The organism is Pseudomonas sp. OV546, from assembly GCF_900116845.1.
GTDB lineage: Bacteria > Pseudomonadota > Gammaproteobacteria > Pseudomonadales > Pseudomonadaceae > Aquipseudomonas > Aquipseudomonas petroselini.
In genome coordinates this window covers 498,452-516,216 of sequence record NZ_FPCE01000001.1, presented here as the reverse complement: position 1 = coordinate 516,216, position 17,765 = coordinate 498,452, and the positions used below count along the sequence as shown (strand labels likewise).

The 17,765-nt window shown below is 62.3% G+C and carries 17 protein-coding genes; 7 read left to right on the top strand and 10 right to left on the bottom strand.

Annotation, left to right across the window (positions count from 1 at the left end):
• The first annotated feature begins 25 nt into the window (after positions 1-25).
• Both BM403_RS02425 and BM403_RS02420 read left to right on the top strand, forming a co-directional pair.
• Positions 26-502, top strand: a complete 477-nt coding sequence (locus BM403_RS02425; RefSeq protein ID WP_056858437.1) for a MarR family winged helix-turn-helix transcriptional regulator — start codon at positions 26-28, stop codon at positions 500-502.
• A gap of 138 nt (positions 503-640) precedes the next feature.
• The gene (locus tag BM403_RS02420) at positions 641-2,125 is read left to right on the top strand and encodes an aldehyde dehydrogenase family protein (RefSeq protein ID WP_093541435.1); all 1,485 of its coding nucleotides are present in this window, start codon (positions 641-643) and stop codon (positions 2,123-2,125) included.
• A gap of 270 nt (positions 2,126-2,395) precedes the next feature.
• On the opposite strand, the gene feaR is transcribed toward BM403_RS02420, so the two are convergent.
• The 7 genes from feaR to BM403_RS02385 all read right to left on the bottom strand — a co-directional run bounded on the left by feaR (position 2,396) and on the right by BM403_RS02385 (position 9,704).
• Positions 2,396-3,295, bottom strand: a complete 900-nt coding sequence (gene feaR / locus BM403_RS02415) for a transcriptional regulator FeaR (protein ID WP_056858435.1) — start codon at positions 3,293-3,295, stop codon at positions 2,396-2,398.
• 24 nt (positions 3,296-3,319) lie between these two features.
• Complete coding sequence (locus BM403_RS02410; protein WP_236447832.1) at positions 3,320-4,531, bottom strand: MFS transporter; 1,212 nt, start codon at positions 4,529-4,531, stop codon at positions 3,320-3,322.
• Positions 4,532-4,559: 28 nt separating this feature from the next.
• Positions 4,560-5,771 (bottom strand): multidrug effflux MFS transporter, encoded by a 1,212-nt coding sequence (locus BM403_RS02405; RefSeq protein WP_065873508.1) that lies wholly within the window; start codon positions 5,769-5,771, stop codon positions 4,560-4,562.
• Positions 5,768-6,616: an alpha/beta fold hydrolase gene (locus BM403_RS02400; RefSeq protein WP_056858433.1), complete on the bottom strand. Its 849-nt coding sequence runs from the start codon at positions 6,614-6,616 to the stop codon at positions 5,768-5,770. Before BM403_RS02400 ends, BM403_RS02405 begins: the two co-directional genes overlap by 4 nt.
• Before the next feature lie 141 nt (positions 6,617-6,757).
• The gene (locus BM403_RS02395) at positions 6,758-8,050 is read right to left on the bottom strand and encodes an NAD(P)/FAD-dependent oxidoreductase (RefSeq protein ID WP_056858432.1); all 1,293 of its coding nucleotides are present in this window, start codon (positions 8,048-8,050) and stop codon (positions 6,758-6,760) included.
• Between the two features lie 58 nt (positions 8,051-8,108).
• Complete coding sequence (locus BM403_RS02390; protein WP_056858431.1) at positions 8,109-8,531, bottom strand: RidA family protein; 423 nt, start codon at positions 8,529-8,531, stop codon at positions 8,109-8,111.
• 33 nt (positions 8,532-8,564) lie between these two features.
• Positions 8,565-9,704, bottom strand: a complete 1,140-nt coding sequence (locus BM403_RS02385) for an ornithine cyclodeaminase family protein (RefSeq protein WP_056858430.1) — start codon at positions 9,702-9,704, stop codon at positions 8,565-8,567.
• Positions 9,705-9,888: 184 nt separating this feature from the next.
• Here BM403_RS02385 and BM403_RS02380 point away from each other — a divergent pair, with 184 nt between their 5' ends.
• From BM403_RS02380 to BM403_RS02355, 5 genes are all read left to right on the top strand, one after another.
• Positions 9,889-10,716 (top strand): AraC family transcriptional regulator, encoded by an 828-nt coding sequence (locus BM403_RS02380; RefSeq protein WP_056858429.1) that lies wholly within the window; start codon positions 9,889-9,891, stop codon positions 10,714-10,716.
• A gap of 166 nt (positions 10,717-10,882) precedes the next feature.
• Positions 10,883-11,605: a response regulator gene (locus tag BM403_RS02375; protein WP_065873509.1), complete on the top strand. Its 723-nt coding sequence runs from the start codon at positions 10,883-10,885 to the stop codon at positions 11,603-11,605.
• Entirely contained in the window at positions 11,602-12,693 is a 1,092-nt protein-coding gene (locus BM403_RS02370; RefSeq protein WP_056858427.1) for an ATP-binding protein, read from the top strand. The genes BM403_RS02375 and BM403_RS02370 overlap by 4 nt, the downstream gene beginning before the upstream one ends.
• 183 nt (positions 12,694-12,876) lie before the next feature.
• Entirely contained in the window at positions 12,877-13,359 is a 483-nt protein-coding gene (locus tag BM403_RS02360) for a hypothetical protein (protein ID WP_329606454.1), read from the top strand.
• Positions 13,347-14,258 (top strand): ABC transporter six-transmembrane domain-containing protein, encoded by a 912-nt coding sequence (locus BM403_RS02355; RefSeq protein WP_065910955.1) that lies wholly within the window; start codon positions 13,347-13,349, stop codon positions 14,256-14,258. The genes BM403_RS02360 and BM403_RS02355 overlap by 13 nt, the downstream gene beginning before the upstream one ends.
• A gap of 49 nt (positions 14,259-14,307) precedes the next feature.
• Here the strand turns inward: BM403_RS02355 and BM403_RS02350 are convergent, their stop codons facing one another.
• From BM403_RS02350 to BM403_RS02340, 3 genes are read right to left on the bottom strand one after another with little or no spacing between them, the layout of a single operon-like run.
• A complete protein-coding gene (locus BM403_RS02350; protein WP_065882047.1) occupies positions 14,308-15,249 on the bottom strand; it encodes a helix-turn-helix domain-containing protein in 942 nt (313 codons plus the stop codon).
• Positions 15,250-15,299: 50 nt separating this feature from the next.
• Positions 15,300-16,106: a 2-keto-4-pentenoate hydratase gene (locus BM403_RS02345; RefSeq protein ID WP_093541433.1), complete on the bottom strand. Its 807-nt coding sequence runs from the start codon at positions 16,104-16,106 to the stop codon at positions 15,300-15,302.
• Positions 16,103-17,710, bottom strand: coding sequence for a bifunctional 3-(3-hydroxy-phenyl)propionate/3-hydroxycinnamic acid hydroxylase (locus BM403_RS02340; protein WP_056858424.1), 1,608 nt, complete (start codon positions 17,708-17,710; stop codon positions 16,103-16,105). Before BM403_RS02340 ends, BM403_RS02345 begins: the two co-directional genes overlap by 4 nt.
• Positions 17,711-17,765: the final 55 nt, after the last annotated feature.

Sequence of the window (17,765 nt, the reverse complement as noted above, 5' to 3'; positions counted from 1 at the left end):
CCGCATCCTCTGAGATGAGCACGCTATGACTTCCGCAAAAAAATCCGCAAACCGCTATGACCCCGCCAGCGAAAATTTTCACAAGGAAGACTTTCCGTTCTACTGGCTGGCCATGGTGCATGGCCGTTACAGCCAGTACATGGAAAAAGCGCTGAAGAAAATCGGCCTGGATATCCCGCGCTGGCGCGTACTGCTGATTCTCAAGGAGAACGGCCAGTCGAGCATTTCCGAGATATCCACCCATGCGATCGCCAAGCTGTCGACCATCACCAAGACCGTCTACCGCATGAAGGAAGACGGCCTGGTGGATACCGCGCCCTGCGAAGACGACGGCCGGGTGACCCAGGTGCGGATCACCGCCGAAGGCCGCGCGGCGATCGAACGTATCCAGGTGGCGACCAGCGACGTGTTCAAACGCAGCTTCACCAGCATGACTGAACCGCAGATCCAGCGCCTGAGCCGCTTGCTCGAAACGGTGTTCGACAACCTCGGTGAGCCCTAGGCGCGCCGCGACACGGCGTGTCGCGCATCACCAACTTCCTGGCAGGCTCGAACAAGCGGCCAAGCGTGTATGCGCTTCTAATGCAGAGGTCTTTCGAGCGCCCAACGGGCGCGACGAACCCATCATTGGAGCGCCGCCATGCACATTGCCTTATTGCCCTCAGTCGTTACTTTTCTGGATCGTGACCATTCCAACTTCATCGAGGGTGCCGTGCACACCAGCGCGTCGGCGCAGCGCATCGGCATCGTCGACCCCGGTACCGGCGAGACCGTCGCGCAGTTGCGTGACGCCCAGGCCGAAGATGTGAACCTGGCCGTCGACAGCGCGGCCAGAGCCTTCAAGGGCGCCTGGGCACAGGTCACGCCCTACCAGCGCGGCGTCCTGCTCAACCGCCTGGCCGATCTGATCGAGGCCAACGGCGAAGAACTGGCACAACTGGAAACCGTGAGTTCCGGCAAATCGATCAACCTGTCGCGGCATATCGAGGTGGGCCAGAGCGCGGTGTTCCTGCGTTACTTCGCCGGCTGGGCCACCAAAATCGGCGGCCAGACCATGACCCCGTCGTTTCCCTCCATGGACGGCGAGCACTACAGCGCCTACACCCTGCGCGAGCCGGTGGGCGTGGTGGCAGCCATCGTGCCTTGGAACTTCTCGTTGATGATCGGCGTGTGGAAACTCGGCGCCGCGCTGACCACCGGCTGCACCGTCGTGCTCAAACCCAGCGAATACACGCCGCTGTCCCTGCTGCGCCTGGCGGAACTGGCGATCGAGGCCGGGATTCCGGCTGGCGTAATCAACGTGGTCAACGGCCGCGGCCAGGTCGGTCAGCAACTGATCGCACACCCGCAGGTACGCAAGGTGTCGTTCACCGGCTCGGTGCCCACCGGCATTGCCGTGGGCAAGGCCGCCATGGGCGCCGACCTGACCCGCGTGACCCTGGAACTGGGCGGCAAGAACGCCGCCGCGCTGCTGGCCGACGCCAACGTGGATGACGCTGTGGCTCGCTTCGTGCAAGCGGCTTATGTGCACCAGGGCCAGGTGTGCGCATCACCCGAGCGCTTGTTCGTGCACCGCTCAATCGTCGAGCAAGTGACGCAAAAGATGGCGGCGATGCTGTCGCAGATGGTCATCGGTTCGCCCCTGGATGAACACGCCCAGTTCGGCCCACTGTCGAACAAGCCGCACTTCGACAAAATCCTCGGCTTTTTCGAGCGTGCCCTGCAGAGCAACCAGGTGGCATGCGGCGCGCGGGCCGTGGACCGCGCCGGTTACTACGTGGAGCCGACGCTGATCGTGGCCACCGGCAAGGACGACCCACTGCTGCACGAGGAAGCCTTCGGCCCGGTGGTGTGTGTATTGGCGTTCGATGATGAAGAAGAATTGGTCGAGCTGATGAACGAGAGCCCGTTCGGCCTCACCGCCAGTATCTGGACCAACGACCTGTCCAAGGCCTTGCGCCTGATCCCGCAAATCGAAGCGGGCACGGTGTGGGTCAACATGCACACCTTCGTCGACCCCAGCGTGCCGTTTGGCGGGATGAAGGCATCGGGTGTCGGGCGTGAGTTCGGCAGTGCGTTTATCGACGATTACACCGAGCTGAAATCGGTAATCATCCGCTACTGAACACGCTCTCTGTAGGAGCGAGCTTGCTCGCGAAAAACGTCAACGATAACGCGTGTTTCCTGGCTGAACGCGGCGCCTGTGAATTCTTCGCAGCATTCTAGATGAGAAATGGGTGAGAGCTGGCTTGCCTGCGATAGCGGGCGGCCAGGCAACACTGCATCAATTGAACCACCGCATTCGCGAGCAAGCCCGCTCCCACAGTGGTTTTGTGCTAGATGAGAAAATGGCGAACGCCCACCCTGACTGAACAGCATTAGGGCAATCCGTGGTTCAGTGCCCAAGGCTTCGATAGCGACTCGGGGTCATCCCGGTCTGCTTCTTGAACGTCTTGGAAAAGTGCGCCGAATCAGTAAACCCCCAATAGCTGCCGATATCGGTGATCGAGCGTTGCGCGCAAACCGGATCGCGCAGGTCCTGCGCCGCCTTCAACAGCCGCTCACGCAGGATATAGCGACAGACACTGTCGCCGCTGGCTTCGAACAGCCTGTAAAGCTGGCGGCTGGAAGTGCCCAGTTCCTCGGCCAGCGACGCCGGCGAAAGCCTCGGTGAGTCAAGCCGCTGCCGGATGACGGATTGCACTTCATGCAACTGCCAGCCCGGGGAGTCGGCGCCGACTTGATACTCCAGCACCGATTCAAGCAAGGCCACCAACGCCCTCTGCACGCCATCGCCATCCTGCGGGCAAGACCATTGGGCCAACTCGCCGCCAGCGACCTGCCGCACCAGCGTACAAAGCAGTTGACCACAGACACCGGTGGTCGACAGCTTGCCGAAGCGGCTACGCTCCAGGCCCTTGAACAACTCACGCGGCAGAGGGATCGACACGTGGGAAAACAAGCCGTTGGGGGTCATTTTCACCGCGCCGGAAAAGTCCAGCAACGCCAGGTCACCATGGCGCAGGTCGACCACTCGGTCCCCGAGTTCGATGGCCATTGAGCCTTGCTGTTGCAGCACAAGGAAACAACGCCCCGAGGAATCACGCTCGCCTGAGCGGGCAGCCTTGGCAATCACACTGGCATTGCTGCGAATGTGCGCCACCGCCGTACTGCCCATCAGTGTTTGTTGCATTTCACCGATGAAAAGGCTCTGGCAGTGGTCATAGCGCGTGTCGAAACGACCGCAGGCCGCGTGCACACGCTCGTTCCAGGCCGACAAGGCTTGACCGTTCATGGGTAACCTCCCTGCTCGCTTGCGTCACACACCCGGCATAACGGCGGCGCATGAGACCTGGACACGATTGAACGCCAACCGAGCCCGCAACACCGCCACCCCATAGATGACCAGGACCGCCACCGAACAGGCCCCGGAGAACACCAACACCGCCCAGTAGCCAAACGCCTCGATCAGGAACCCACCCGCGGCCGGCCCGAACGCCGCACCCAGAGACAGGCACAACGCGCCCAGCGCGACGAGCTTGCCCGACAGGTCGAATTCGGCCATGACGCCAAAGGTGTAGGCCAGCACGAAGCTGATCGAGAACAGAAAGCAGATAACCCCGGTCACGTAGCTCGTCAGCGAGGAGAATTGCGCCAGGGCCACCAGGCCCAGCAACTCCGCGAGGATGACCGCCGCCACCGGCAGGAAGCGTCCCATTTTCAGGCCGATCGCCGAGGCGATGAAGCCCCCGCCGGCATTGATTAAAAAGCCCAGCGCCAGGACCAGCCCGATCGTATCCGAGGTCAAGCCGGTCTTTTTGCCCATCAGTTCCAGGAACGCCCACACCGACATAATGCCGGTCAGGAACACCAGGCTGGCCAACAGACTCAACCACACAATGGCGCGGCTTTCAGTGCTGGCTATCCGCACGGCGGCCTCGGACGCATCCAGTTGGCGTTCGCTGCGGCGCGGTACCCAGGGCAGCGGCAGGATTCCCATCGCCACCATGGCCAGGGCGATGGTTATCAACATACCTTCAAAGCCCCACACCGGCGCCACCGCTACCGGCAGCACGATCAGCAGGAGAGCCCCCGGCACGGTCTCGATACCCAGCTTGAACCCGAACGCACGCTCAGGCTGGGAGCTGTCACCGAAAATCGTCATGGCCAGGGCATACAACGCTCCTGTGCCGGCGCCCGCCAGGGCCATTATCAGCAGCAGCATTTCATAGGACGGGTCGCGCATAACCGTCAGCACCGCGCCCACCACCACAGCCGACGACAGCGCCGAAATGAGCCGCCAGCTGAGCCGGTGGATCCACAGCAGGGACGCCAGCCCGAACGCGCCAAACCCCAGGTTCATGGCCATCGCTAGGTTGCCCAATTGGTGCTCGCCAAGCCCGAAACGTTCGGCAAGCGCACCAAACAGTACGGGGAGCACATTCAATAACAAGGCCCCCGCGCCGGAGACCAGCCCTGCACACACATAGACGGAAGTTCTATCGATCGGATTTATTTTTATAGTTTTCATGTATGTATCCTGGTTTTTGAACAGAGGTTCACATTTGCTTGACGACGGTCCTCACGGCGACCGCCCGGGCAGGCAGGCGGAGGGTCACCCCATAAGCAACCAACGCGCCCAACCCGCAACACCCCACCACCAGGCACATCGGCCATGCGGTGCCATCAGCCAAATGGCTGACCCACAGACTGGCCAGCGCCCCGGTAGCGAATTGCACCGAAATCCCCAGCGCCACGCTCGCGCCGGCCTGGCGTGGAAACAGCGTCATCAGGCTGGCCATGCAGTTGGCGCCGATCAAACCGGTCACACCCATGTACAGCACCATGCAACACACGATGCTCGCCAGCCCGCCCCATCCGGTATAGCCGACCAGCATCATCGCCAGCCCTGCCCCGCTCGCCAGTACCGTGCCCACCCCGAGCATGCGTTGCGGTCCGAAACGGCCCACCCAACGGGCGTTGATGAAGGTCACCAGGATGATGCCGAGGATGTTCAGGGCGAACAATGCGCTGAACACCCGTGGCGAGACGTCGAAGTACACCACGTAGACAAAAGGCGACGCGGTGATAAAGGCGAACATGCCGCCAAACCCCAAGGCCATGCACAGGATCAGCGCCACTGCCCTGGGTTGCCGGGCAATGGCAAGGTACGCCGCGAAGGCCGCCGGCACGGACGCACCGCGCTGCTGCACGGGCAAACTTTCCTTCAGGGTCAAGGCAACCAGCAACAGGCACAGGCTGGACAGGATGAACAACGCCGCGAAGATGGTGCGCCAGCCCTGGATCAGCACCAACCAGGTGCCGATCATCGGCGCGACCAGGGTCGCCATCATCGTCAGCACGTGCATCCACGACAGCACTTTGGCCGCCTCCACCAGGCCGACCAGATCCCTGGCGACGGCACGGGCCAGCACCAGCGCGCCCGCGCCACCCAAAGCCTGGAAAAAGCGCCAGGCAATCAGTTGCTCGACGCTGCCGGCAAACAGGCAGCCCAGGGTCGCGGCCACGTACAACACCAGGCTGCCGAGCAGCAACGGGCGCCGGCCATAGCGGTCGGACAATGGCCCGTAGCACAGCATGCCCAGGCACAGCCCGGCAAGAAACGCGCTGATGGTGTGCTGCACTTGCGCGGTGCTGGTCCCCAGGTCCTCGGCGATTTGCGGAAAGCTGGGCAGGTAAGTGTCAATCGAAAACGGCCCGAAGGCCGTCAGCGATGAAAGCAGCACGATCAAGCGGGCCCGCGGTTTCATCGAGCAGCAATCGCAAGGCTGTCAAGGAACGCGATGACCAGCCGGTTGAACGTCTCGCCCTGGTCGTCATGCACATAGTGGCTGGCGTCCGCGACTTCGGCGGTGCGCACCAGAGCATTGCTGTCGCGCATGGCTTGCAGCGTCGCCGCCGGCAAGAAATCCGAGCGCGTGCCGCGAATGAACAGAGTCGGGCAATCCAGGGCGCGCACCGCCGGCCACAGGTCGGTCGGCTCGATACTCAGGCGCGCCTCGGCGATGCCTTGCTGATCGTGACGCCAGGTAATCACGCCGGCACTTTCCTTCATCGAGTGTGCCAGCCGGGAAGCCAGGCCCTGCTCCGACAAGCCGGGGCGTGAGGTCTGCCAGAACGCGCGGGCGGCGTCCCAATTGTCGAATTGCAGTGGGGTCTGGTTCATCTCGCGGCGAATGCGCGCGGCGCCGTCACCCTGGATCGAGGAGCCGGGGCCGATGTCTTCGATGATAAGGCCCAACAGGCGGCCCGGGTTTTGCCGTGCGTATTCCAGGGCGTTGGCGCCGCCCAGCGAGTGCCCGAGCAAGACGAAGCGCTGCAGACCGGCGTGGGCGACGAAGTCCTGCAGGTCGTCCACATAGGACTGCGTGTGGTAGCTGGCGGACGGCGCCCAATCGCTCAGGCCGCGACCGCGCTGGTCCAGGGCGTACACGCAGAAGCCCGGGCCGAGCGCCGCAACCAGCGACTCCCAGGTCTGTGCGTAGGCACGCAAGCCGTGCAGCAGGACCAGAGGCACGCCGCTCGGGTTGCCCCAGCGCAGGACATGCAGGTTCAGGCCTGAACGGTTGGTGAAGAAACTACTGACTGAGTGCATAACTTCGCTCCGCTAATCTGCGTAGGAGCGAGCTTGCTCGCGAAAAACTCAAGTGCGCCGCGGTCATACAGACTGCCTGCGTTTTCGTTGACGTTCTTCGCGAGCAAGCTCGCTCCTACAGGGGCATGGGCCTGGATCGGATCAGAAACGATCGAAGCGATACGGGCTCGGATCAATGATCGGGGTGTGCCCGCTGACAATATCGGCCGCCAACTGGCCGGCCGCCGGCGAGGTGCCGAAACCGTGCCCGGAGAAACCGGTGGCCACGGTCAGGCCTGGGATCTGCGCGACCGGGCCGATCACCGGGTTGGAGTCCGGGGTCACGTCGATCGTGCCGGCCCAGGCCTGGGCTATTTTGGCTTGCTCGAACACCGGCCAGGCCGCGATGAGGTTGTTCATCGCGTCGTTATTGAGCTGCGGGTTGGCGGCCGGGTCCTGCACGCGCACGCGTTCGAACGGGCTGACACTGTCGGCCGACCAGCGTCGGGACAAGGCCAGGTCCTTGAAAAAATACCGCCCCAGCGACACATTCAACACACTACGCTGCGCACGGAATTGAGGCATGTATTGCTTGGCCAGCAACAGGTGGTCCAAGGTCAGGAAGGCGTCCAGCTTGCCGCGCTGGGTGATGATGAAACCGCCGTCCTTGTGTTTGCGAAAGGAAAAGTCCGGAGCGCCCACGGCAATTTCAGTGGGGCCTTGCATGGGATGGGTACGCAACACCGAACAGGTCAAGGCCAGGGTCGGCAAGGACACACCGAGGTTGCCCAGGAAGCGCCGCGACCACATGCCACCGGCCAGCAACACCTGGTCGCAGCGGATCTCGCCCTTTTCCGTGACCACGCCGCTGACCTTGCCGGCGGACATCTGCAGCGTACGCACCGCGCACTGTTCGATGATAACCACGCCCAGGGCCATGGCGGCCTTGGCAATCGCGCTGCTGGCCAGGGTCGGTTCGGCACGCGCATCGGACGGCGTATAGATCCCGCCGGCCCACGCGCCCGCCCCGCCCGGTACCCGCTGCGCGATCTCGCTATTGCTCAGCAAGCGCGAATCCAGGGACAGGTGCTCGACCGATTTGAGCCAGCCTTCATGCATCGCCATTTGCGCTTCGTTACGCGCGACGAACATGATGCCCTCTTGCCGGTAGCCCACGTCCGCGCCCACCCGCTCGGGCATCTGCGCCCATAAGCGATCTGCGGCCAGGGCCAGCGGAATATCATAGGCGTGGCGGCTGGTCTTGCGCACCCAGCCAAGGTTGCGTGAGGACTGTTCGCCAGCGATACGGCCTTTTTCCAGCACCACCACCGGGATGTTGCGTTCGGCCAGAGTCAGCGCAGCCGTCAGGCCGATGATTCCGCCGCCAATGATGACGACGGAGGTGGCGGTGGGACATTCGGTGCAGGTATTCACGGGCGCAATAGTCGGGGCCATGGTCAAGACTCGCAAAACAATAAAGGTCGGCCGCGCGGGCGCACGGCTGCGTAGCGGATTACTGCGTCAGGCGAATCACTTCGACCTGCGCCTTGGAGGCGTTGCGATAAGCCGTCACTTCCAGTTCAACCTTGTAGACCGTCGAGCCCAACGGCGGGCACGTCACGGTACTGGCCGGGTCGACGCCGCGAAACTTCTCGCCGATCAGGGCCATCACCGTCGGCACGTCCTTGGGGTCCTGGATGAACACCCGCGAACACACCACATCGGCCAGGCTGGCATCCACGGCAGCCAGGGCGCTTTCGATGTTGGCGAACACCTGGTGCGTCTGCTCCAGGATATCTTCGGGGATCAGTTTGGTCTGCGGATTACGGCCGGCGGTATTGGACACATAGATCCAGTTGTCCACCACCACCAGGCGCGAATAGCTGGCCTGGTCTTCAAACGGCGAACCGGTCTTGAGCTTGATGATTTTTGTCATGTCGAAGGCCTCGTCAGTTGGGTAAGGAATGGCTCAGCGCAGTACCGGGGTTTCCCACAGGTTCAATTTCACGCCGATGCCTTTTTCGATGGCATTGCGGTACACCACGGTGCCCCACGCCACGTCTTCAACCGGCATGCCGCCGACCGACATGATGATGATCTCTTCATCGTTGCGGCGGCCCTGGGCATCGCCGGCGACTATCTTGCCAATGTCTTCGAGCTCATCGGCCTGCATCTTGCCTTCGGCAATCATGTCCATGAAGCGCACGCCGATTACCGGCACGCAGTGGTGCGCAGGCTTGGGCAGCTCTTCGAACCAGGCTTCGTACAGACCGGTGTTATCGAGCACTTTGCGTACGTCGCCGAGCTCCATGCCTTCATCAAGCGAGCAGGACGCCGGCATTGCCATGAAGCACCCTGGCTTGACCCACTCGCGCTTCACAATTGGGTAGATCGAGGGGTCGCCGGTCTCACCGGAGCTACAATAAGTAACAAGGTCGGAATCACGGACCACTTCTTCGAGGCTGTCGACCACGTTGATCGTGGTGATCTGCGGGTAGGTTTCCTTCACCCAGCCCAGGAAGTCATTCAGGCTTTTCTCACCCCGCCCCTTGATCTTCAAGGTGTCGATCTGCGGGCACACGGCGATAAACGCGGCGAGCGTGGTCTTGCCCATCACGCCCGGGCCGAGCAGACCGACCACTTTCGAGTCCTTGCGGGCCAGGTGGCGCGCGCCAACACCGGGTATCGCACCGGTGCGATACGCCGACAACAGGTTGGCCGACATATGCGCCAACGGGGCGCCGGTGTCAGGGTCATTGAGGGTAAACATCAGGATCGAACGGGGCAGGCCTTTGTCGCGGTTGGCGATGTTGGAGCCATACCATTTGACGCCCGCGGTGCAGAAGCTGCCGCCCAGATAGGCCGGCATCGCCATCATGCGGCGGTCGGCTGTCGGCTTGGGCATGTTCGGGAACGGCGAATCCTTCGGGAACACCACCATTGCGCCGTGGGAATCGTTGTTCGGCCCGGCCATGCGGTAGTCGCCGCTGTAGAGCAGGCCGAACATTTCCTCCATGGTATTAACACAGGCGAGCATGTCAGTGACGCCAGCCCGAATCATGTCCTGCTCGGACAAGTAGATGAAGTCTATGTTTGTAGTACTGGACATTATTATTCTCGACTGAAAGGGATATCGCAGCGGTAGGCGCTGCTCCCACGCTATCGAGGTCGAGTATCGGCGTGCGGTGGGTGACGGTATTGTAAATTTCGGACATCAAGTTTCGAGCGGGCCCTCGGAGTTGGCGTGAAAAATGCGTGAATATTCCCGCATATATCCACCTGAAGGTCCGGTCATGCTCAACCTGTGTTCACCGACCCTGCGGCAGCACACTGCTTACGAACAACCCTGGTTCGTACTCAACTCATCTCGGTATTCGGTCATGCCCTCCGAACACCCGGCGATTTCGCATTTCTACGCCTTCGATGTCGTCCACTCGGCTGACCTGCTGGCGGTGCCGGACGGCTGCGTGGACATCGTGTTCGACTGCGACGCAACGCGTCCCAGCGTGAGGATCTGCGGCACCCCGCTGGAGGCCCAGCGGGTCGAACTGCTGCAGGGCCATCATTATTTCGGCGTGCGCTTTGCGCCGGGGGTGATTCCGGGCTTCATCAATGTGATGGCCGAGGACCTGACCGAACAGGAATGGGACCTGCTGCAAGTGTCGGCGTTCGCCCAGCGCATTTTCGAAAGCATCGTCAACGCCCCGTTGCTGCAGGACCAGATCAAGCTGTTCAACGACTATCTCGCCCCGCGCCTGATGGGCCGTACCTCGAAGCTCACCGCGATGGTCATCCAGCAGACGCTGGCCCATCGCGGCGACCTGCGCATCCAGCACCTGGAAGACCTCAGCGGCTACACCAGCCGTACCATTCACCGCCAGTTCAGCCAGGACACCGGCCTCTCGCCCAAGACGTTCTGCCGGATCATTCGCTGCCAGGCGGCGCTGGAAAGCCTGAATACCCGGCACGATGTATCGTTCTCGGAACTGGCCCTGGACCTGGGCTTTTCCGATCAGTCGCACTTCCTGCGCGACTTCAAGAAGCTGGTCAGTACCACGCCCTGCGATTACCAGCGCAAAATGCTGCAGAGCGCCTACAACGAGCGCATCCGCTTCGCCTGAGCGCCCGCCCCCCCGGGCTGCGAAAACAATAATTCGCCTCTCCATCAATTCTCCACAAACCCTTCGCTGAACGTGCATGCTTGCGGTGCATCATTCACTCCGTTGCTGGAAAACAGTGCATGTTTAGCGCATTGACCCGCAACACCGCACATCGAACGAGCAGACCATGACTGAATCACTCCTCGCATCGCCCGCCAACCAGGCGCTGGTGCTGATCGCCGAAGACGAGCCGGAAATCGCCGATATCCTCACGGCCTACCTCAAGCGCGCCGGTTTTCGCACCGCGCATGCGCAGGACGGACGGCGCGCGCTGGAACTGCATCAACAGCTCAAGCCCGACCTGGTGCTGCTCGACGTGATGATGCCCAAGCTGGACGGCTGGATGGTGCTGGCGGAATTGCGTCATCGCGGCAATACACCGGTAATCATGCTGACGGCACACGACCAGGACATGGACAAGCTGATGGGCCTGCGCATCGGCGCGGACGATTACATCGTCAAACCCTTCAACCCGGCGGAAGTCATCGCCAGGATCCAGGCGGTGCTGCGCCGTTGCGGTGACCGCGGCGCCGGCCACAGCGTGGTGCGCGTCGACGCCTTTGAAATCGACATCGACAGCCATGAAGTGAACGTCTACATCGGCACGCGAAAACAGCCGTTGCACCTCACGGTGACCGAATTCAACCTGCTCGCACAGCTGGCCAAGGCACCGCGCCGCGTGTTCAGCCGTGCCGAACTGCTGGTGCTCTGCTCGCCGGAGAGCGACAGCCTGGAACGTACCGTCGACAGCCATATCAGCAAGTTGCGCCGCAAGATCGAAGACCTCGGCCTGCACGGCGTACCAACCAGCATCCGTGGCGTCGGCTACCGGTTCGGGAGCCAGGCATGAGAGTGCCCAACAGTTTGAGCCGGCAGATCATTTTGTCGATGTCGGCTGTGGTCCTGTGCGTGATTGCGCTCGCGGTCGTGGGCTCCTATGTGTTCTACGCCGTGCTCTGGAGCCTGTCGCCGCCCACGCAGCTGGAATTGGAAGCGGATGAATGGCTGCCCAGTGGCGTGGAATGGCTGTGGATGAGCCTGATTACCTGCGTCAGCCTGAGCTTGGGCGTGGCGATGGCGGTCAAGTTGTCCAAGCGCATTCTGATGCCGCTCAATTCGGTGGCAACGAGCCTGCGCAGCCTGGCTGCCGGCGACCTGGATGCACGCGCCGTGGCGCCCGATCTTTCCCTGGGCGAAGCCGCTCTGTTGGTGGATGACTTTAATAGCATGGCGAATCGACTCAAACACATGGCCGAGGAGCAAGCCTTCTGGAATGCCGCCATTGCCCATGAACTGCGCACCCCGCTGACGATCCTGCGCGGCCGCCTGCAGGGGTTGGCCGAGGGCGTTTTCGAGCCGGACACCGCGCAGTTCTACAGCCTGCTCGGCCAGGTCGAAGGCTTGACCCGCCTGGTCGAAGACCTGCGCGTGGTAGGCATGGGCGATAACGGCCACCTGGTCCTGGCACTCAGTGAGGTGGAACTGGCCGACGCACTGGAAGCCGAAGCGCGGCTGTTCGAGCCGAGCTTGAACAGCGCCGGCTTTAGCCTGCAGCTGAACCTGCGCAAGGGCCCCGTCTACTGCGACCCCGGTCGCATCCGCCAGGGCTTGCTGGCGCTGCTCGACAATATTCGCCGGCATGCCACGCCGGGCACTGTCAGCATTGAATTGGGCAGTGACGAGCGCGGTCACTTCCTGAGGGTCGCGGATGAAGGTCCGGGGATCGATGCGGCGTTCGCCGAGCATATTTTCGAGGCGTTCCAGCGTGGCGAGAGTTCACGCTCGCGCGCCCAGGGCGGCAGTGGACTGGGTCTTGCGGTGGTGCGCGCGATAGCCATCGCCCACGGCGGCGCGGTGACGTGTCGAACATTGATAAACAGCGGCACATTGTTTGAACTCAGTTGGCCCGCAGCATCACGTTTCACTGCCCAGACCTGATACCCGCTGAAACAAACCCGCTGTATATGAATACCCACCAAGGTGATGGCATGCGTTTGTGTATTGGCCTGTTCAAGCGGGCAAGAAAATACCGCCACTTTGCCTTACTGGACACACACGGACGTTGTATTGCTTTCATGAGTTGCGAAAGGATTCCCGCCAGGGGCGAATGGATGGAAGTCAGTGAAGTCAATCTCGCCTGGCTCAGCCAAACGCTGCCAGGCCATGAGCGCCGGGACAGAGAATAGCCGCATTGTCGCCTGCTTGGCTCTGATGTTTAACGTTCTCACGTGGATAACTGTTATGCCGACACAGCATTCAGCTCGCAACGCTATCGACCTTAAACAACTGGAAGCGTCACTTTCGCTCTACAAGTTTAAATTGAGAAAGTTGCAACGCTTCTGGATTCCCCTGCAGAAGTACGCCCCGCAAAGTGTCTTGGCGTTATGGTTAATCGGCGTGTGCGTTTCATTAGTGACACTGTCGTACTACCACTGGCTGGTCATCGCCCCGGCTATTTGTATATTGATTACCGCGGAAATCATTGTCGAAGAAGTCCAGATTGATCTGTTACTGATGACCGACGAAGTGCGTTACCTGCTCGACGTCACCCGTGACATTTATCAACGCAACACGTACCCCACAGGCGCCCCATGCCAGCCGTAACGCCGCCGATTCTGCTCGAAGAAAGTAAAAAGCTGGGGCAGCAATCCGCCAGCCAGACCCTCAAGGCTATCGCCAGGGCCTACCCCGGCAAACTGTCCGGCACCTTGTCGCTGGTCGCGCTGGAAAACGCCTTGCTGCTGGCCTATCCGCTGTTCGCCGGGTTTGCCGTCGACTCGATCATTCGTGGCGATGCCGGCAGTGCCGTGTGGTACGCCGCCGTCGTGCTCGGTTTCTGGGTGGTCGGCGCGGCCCGCCGGGCCCTGGATACGCGCACCTTCACGCGCATCTACGCCGACCTTGCGGTACCGGTGATTCTCAACCAGCGCCTGCAACGCCACAGCACCTCCAGGGCAGCGGCGCGCGTGATGCTGGCGCGGGATTTCGTCGATTTTTTCGAAAAGCACGTACCAACCATCGCCACCGCACTGGTGTCGATCGTCGGCGCGGCGGCGATGCTGCTGGTGATCGAGCCCTGGGTCGGCCTGGCGTGCCTGCTCGCGCTGTTGCTGTGCGTCACGTTCATGCCTGGCTTTGCGCGGCGCAACCAGCGCTTGCACGAGCGCTTGAACAATCGCCTGGAAAAAGAGATCGGCCTGGTGGAAAAAGTCGGCGCACACACCCTGCGCCGTCACTATCACCTGCTGTCGCGCCTGCGCATCGGCTTATCCGACCGCGAGGCCATTGCCTTCCTGTCCATTGGCCTGCTGGCGGCGCTGCTGTTCGTCGTCGCGATTACGCAACTGGCCCTGGCACCGCAGATAAAAGCCGGGCACATCTACGCGGTGATGACCTATTTGTGGACCTTCGTCAGTTGCCTGGACGAAGCGCCCTCGATGATCGATCAACTGGCGCGGCTCAAGGACATCGGCAAACGCGTGGACCCCGGCCTGGACCGATAACTCACGCCGAACCCACATTTGGATTGCAGTGCATCAGATCCTTGGAGCATCAGCAAGACGCCCTGCGCGTTTCCGAAGGCGACTCGCCAAACAGCTCGCGATAATGCGTCGCGAAGTGGCTCAGGTGGAAAAAACCCATGGCCACAGCAATCTCGCCGACGTTTTTTTCGCTCGCGGACGTCGCGATCAGTCGACGGCGCACCGCATTCAGGCGCAAATTGCGCAAGTACTCGACCGGGCGCATGTCGGTCACCGCCTGGAAACTGTTCTGCAAGGTCCTGCGGCTCACGCGCAGTTGCTCGCACAGGTCAAGAATGCTCAACGGGGTATCGCCACTGGCGATGATTAATTCCTGGCTGCGCCTGACCAGATACGCACTGACCGCGAAGTTGCCACGCCGGCCACGCACTTCATCGCCGGCGTGGGTGAACAGATCAAGGAACGCACCGAGCAATTCATCCTCGAGCATCTTCTCCGCCGCCGGGCTGATCGTGTCGGCGTGTTCCAAAAAGTGACGAAACAGTGGATGGATACGCTGGCGAATGCGCAACAGTAACGCTTCATCCACGCTGAGCGCCGAGACGCTGGTCAAACGCTTGAGCTGCTCGCCGGACAACTCGACCGCCGCCAGTCTGGCAAAGCGCAACGCGTCCACATTCAAGGCGAAGAAATGTGTGCCCTGCGGTGCATGCAGCACAAATTCCTCGCCGTCCCGCAACAGCACCACGCTCTCGGCCCCCACCTGCTGGCCCTGCACCACCGGCGGGCTGCCCAGTGACATGGCCGCGCACAAGCGGCCCTTGGGCGAGCGGCCATGCTGCACCACACGCTTGTCCAGCACTTCCTGGAAGATCTGGAAGCGATCGCCGGACAGCTGGCGCAGCTCACTGGTCAGGCAGCCGCGACCGAGCTGGTCATAGACCTGCTGCCAGCCCTGGATCGAGCCGGCGTGCTGTTGAGAGTCATTGAAGGTGCGGACTTCGGCGAGCATGTTGGTCATTCCTCGGCGGCCTGATGCTTGTTTTTTGGCCTGAAGGGGGCTCAGTCATCCATAACGGTAGCGGGCGTTTGCGCAGGCGCGGGGCCGGCGTGGAAATCCAAAGCCAGTTCCGTGCCAAGCATCTGCAGACGATAAGCGCCCGTTTGTATCTCCAGCGGTGCCAGTAACGCGCCGGACAGCACAACCTGCCCGGCCGCCACGGGATGACCGTCCGCCAACAGGCGCCGCACCAGCCAGCAGAGATTTAACAGCGGGCTGTCCTCGCGTGCCTGGGTATTGCCGCTGCCCAGCAGCGCGCCCGCATGCTCCAGGCGATATTCCACGCAGGCATGCCGCGCCGCATCGAATGGCACCCGCGGCCCGACACAGTAAAGCCCGGCGGCAGCGTTATCGGCCAGGAACGCGCCCAGCCCGAATGTCCAACCCTGCCAGCGGCAATCGGCGATTTCAAAGGCCAGGGCCACCTCGGCAATCGCCGCCAGAATCTGCGCATCACTGTAGTCGCCCGGCACCAGCGTGCGCCCGAACACCAGCGCCAGTTCAACCTCGAGCTTGGGCTGGATCAGCCGCGCCAACGACACCGTGCTGCCCGGCGCGACCACCATGGCCGACGTAAGCGCGCCATATACCGGTTCGTCGAGGCCAAAACGCGCCTGCGCCGCGCGCCCGGCGAAGGCCACCTTCCAGCCGCTCAGGTGCTCGCCGCCTGCCAGGCGCTGCGCCAAACCCTGGCGCAGCAGCGCATAGCCTTGCTGTTTGTCCAGCGCCTCGGGCGACAACGGCGCGATGGCCCGGGCGCTGCGCCCGGCCTCGTGCAGTTGGCCGGTTAACTCGTCAGCGCTGCTCATGACAGTTGCGCCGCCAGCTTGCGCAGCACGCCGTCAAGCCGCTCAGGGGTGGTGATCGCCGCGACGAAACGGTCCGGACGCACTACAACGATGCAGTCGCGCACCTTGGAGAACCATTGGCCGAGGCGGTTATCCACGTCCTCCACACTCAAGGCCGCGTTGGCTGTCAACGGCTGGTTGCGCCCCACGCCGCTGCGCGAGCGATTGACCTGGATGAAACGTGTCTCCCACCGCGCCCAATACTCGGCCATCGGCTCACTGAGGTGGTCGCGCGGGTTCACCCGATAACCCAGTACGGCGTAGCCATTGCCGAGCACCTCATCGAGGCGCCGACGCTGGCCCTGGGCGTCTTCGATATTCGGCTGGATGAACAACTGCCCGACCAGATCATCCTCACGCAACTCGGCCCGTTCATGGTGGACCAGGCCCTTGGTGATGGTGGCCTTGGGTTTGAACTTGAATTCCAGCAAGTGCGAGCGCAGGTTATCCACAGTGTTGACGGCCTGGAACAGCCAGTCGCGCACACCGGCCATCAACGGGTTGGTCAGGCCGAGTACCGCGCCCATGTTGTCGGCCAGGGACACCAGCTCGGTTGCGTGACCACGCCGCTCCTGGTCGTAACTGGCGAGGATCGACGGCGCCGCGCGACCCTGGATGATCGCCGCCAGTTTCCAGGCCACGTTGGCCACGTCGCGCAGGCCGGAGTTGAGGCCCTGCCCGGCCCACGGCGGGGAAATATGCGCGGCGTCGCCCACCAGCGCCACACGCCCTTCGACAAACCGCGCCGCGACCCGCGAGTGGTGGGTATAGGCACGGATACGGATGATATTGAGGTCGTTCACGGCATCGCCGATATGCCCGTGGATCAACTGGCGAATCGTCGCTTCTTCGCACATTTTCGCTTCGTCCTCGCCTTCCATCAGCATGAATTCCCAGCGGCGCTGCTGGTATGGCAGGTAGATGCACACGAAGGGCCGCTGCGGGTCGGCATGCAGCGCGGTAAAGGGCGCATCGAGGGTGTCGTTGGCGGTGTCGACCACCACCCATTTACGCGGATGGGTCAGCCCGAGCAGCTCGACGCCGAGTTGCTTGCGCACCGTGGAGCGCCCGCCATCGGCACCGATCACGTAGTCCGCCCGGAGCTGGTAAAGCTCACCGTGGGCATCGCGCACCTGCAGGGTCACGCCCTCTGCGTCCTGCTCGAGTTCGAACAATTCGTGGCCCTGGCGCAACTCGACGCAGGGGTGCTGGCCGAGGTGTTCGCGCAGGGTGCCTTCAAGCAGCTGCTGCATGAAGATATTGCGCATCGGCCAGCCATAATGCGCGGTGCTCGGCTTGACCTCGGCGAAGCACACGCCGCGCGCATTGTAATAACGCAGCGGTACATCGCAGATCATGTCGCGCACCGCCAGGTCGGCGATGCCGATGCCCTGCAGCACGCGCAGCGCCTCATCGTCCATGCCCACGGCACGGGGATACGGCAGGATGCCGTCGGCCAGTTCGAGGACGACGCAGTCGATGCCGTATGTCCCCATATAGTGCGCGGCGGTGATCCCGTTGGGGCCACCGCCCACGATGACAACCTGGGTCTTCTCCTGCTTCATCGCTATTCACCGCTTTTCTTGTTGTGAGTTGAGTCCGGGCATGCGCATTTCTGTT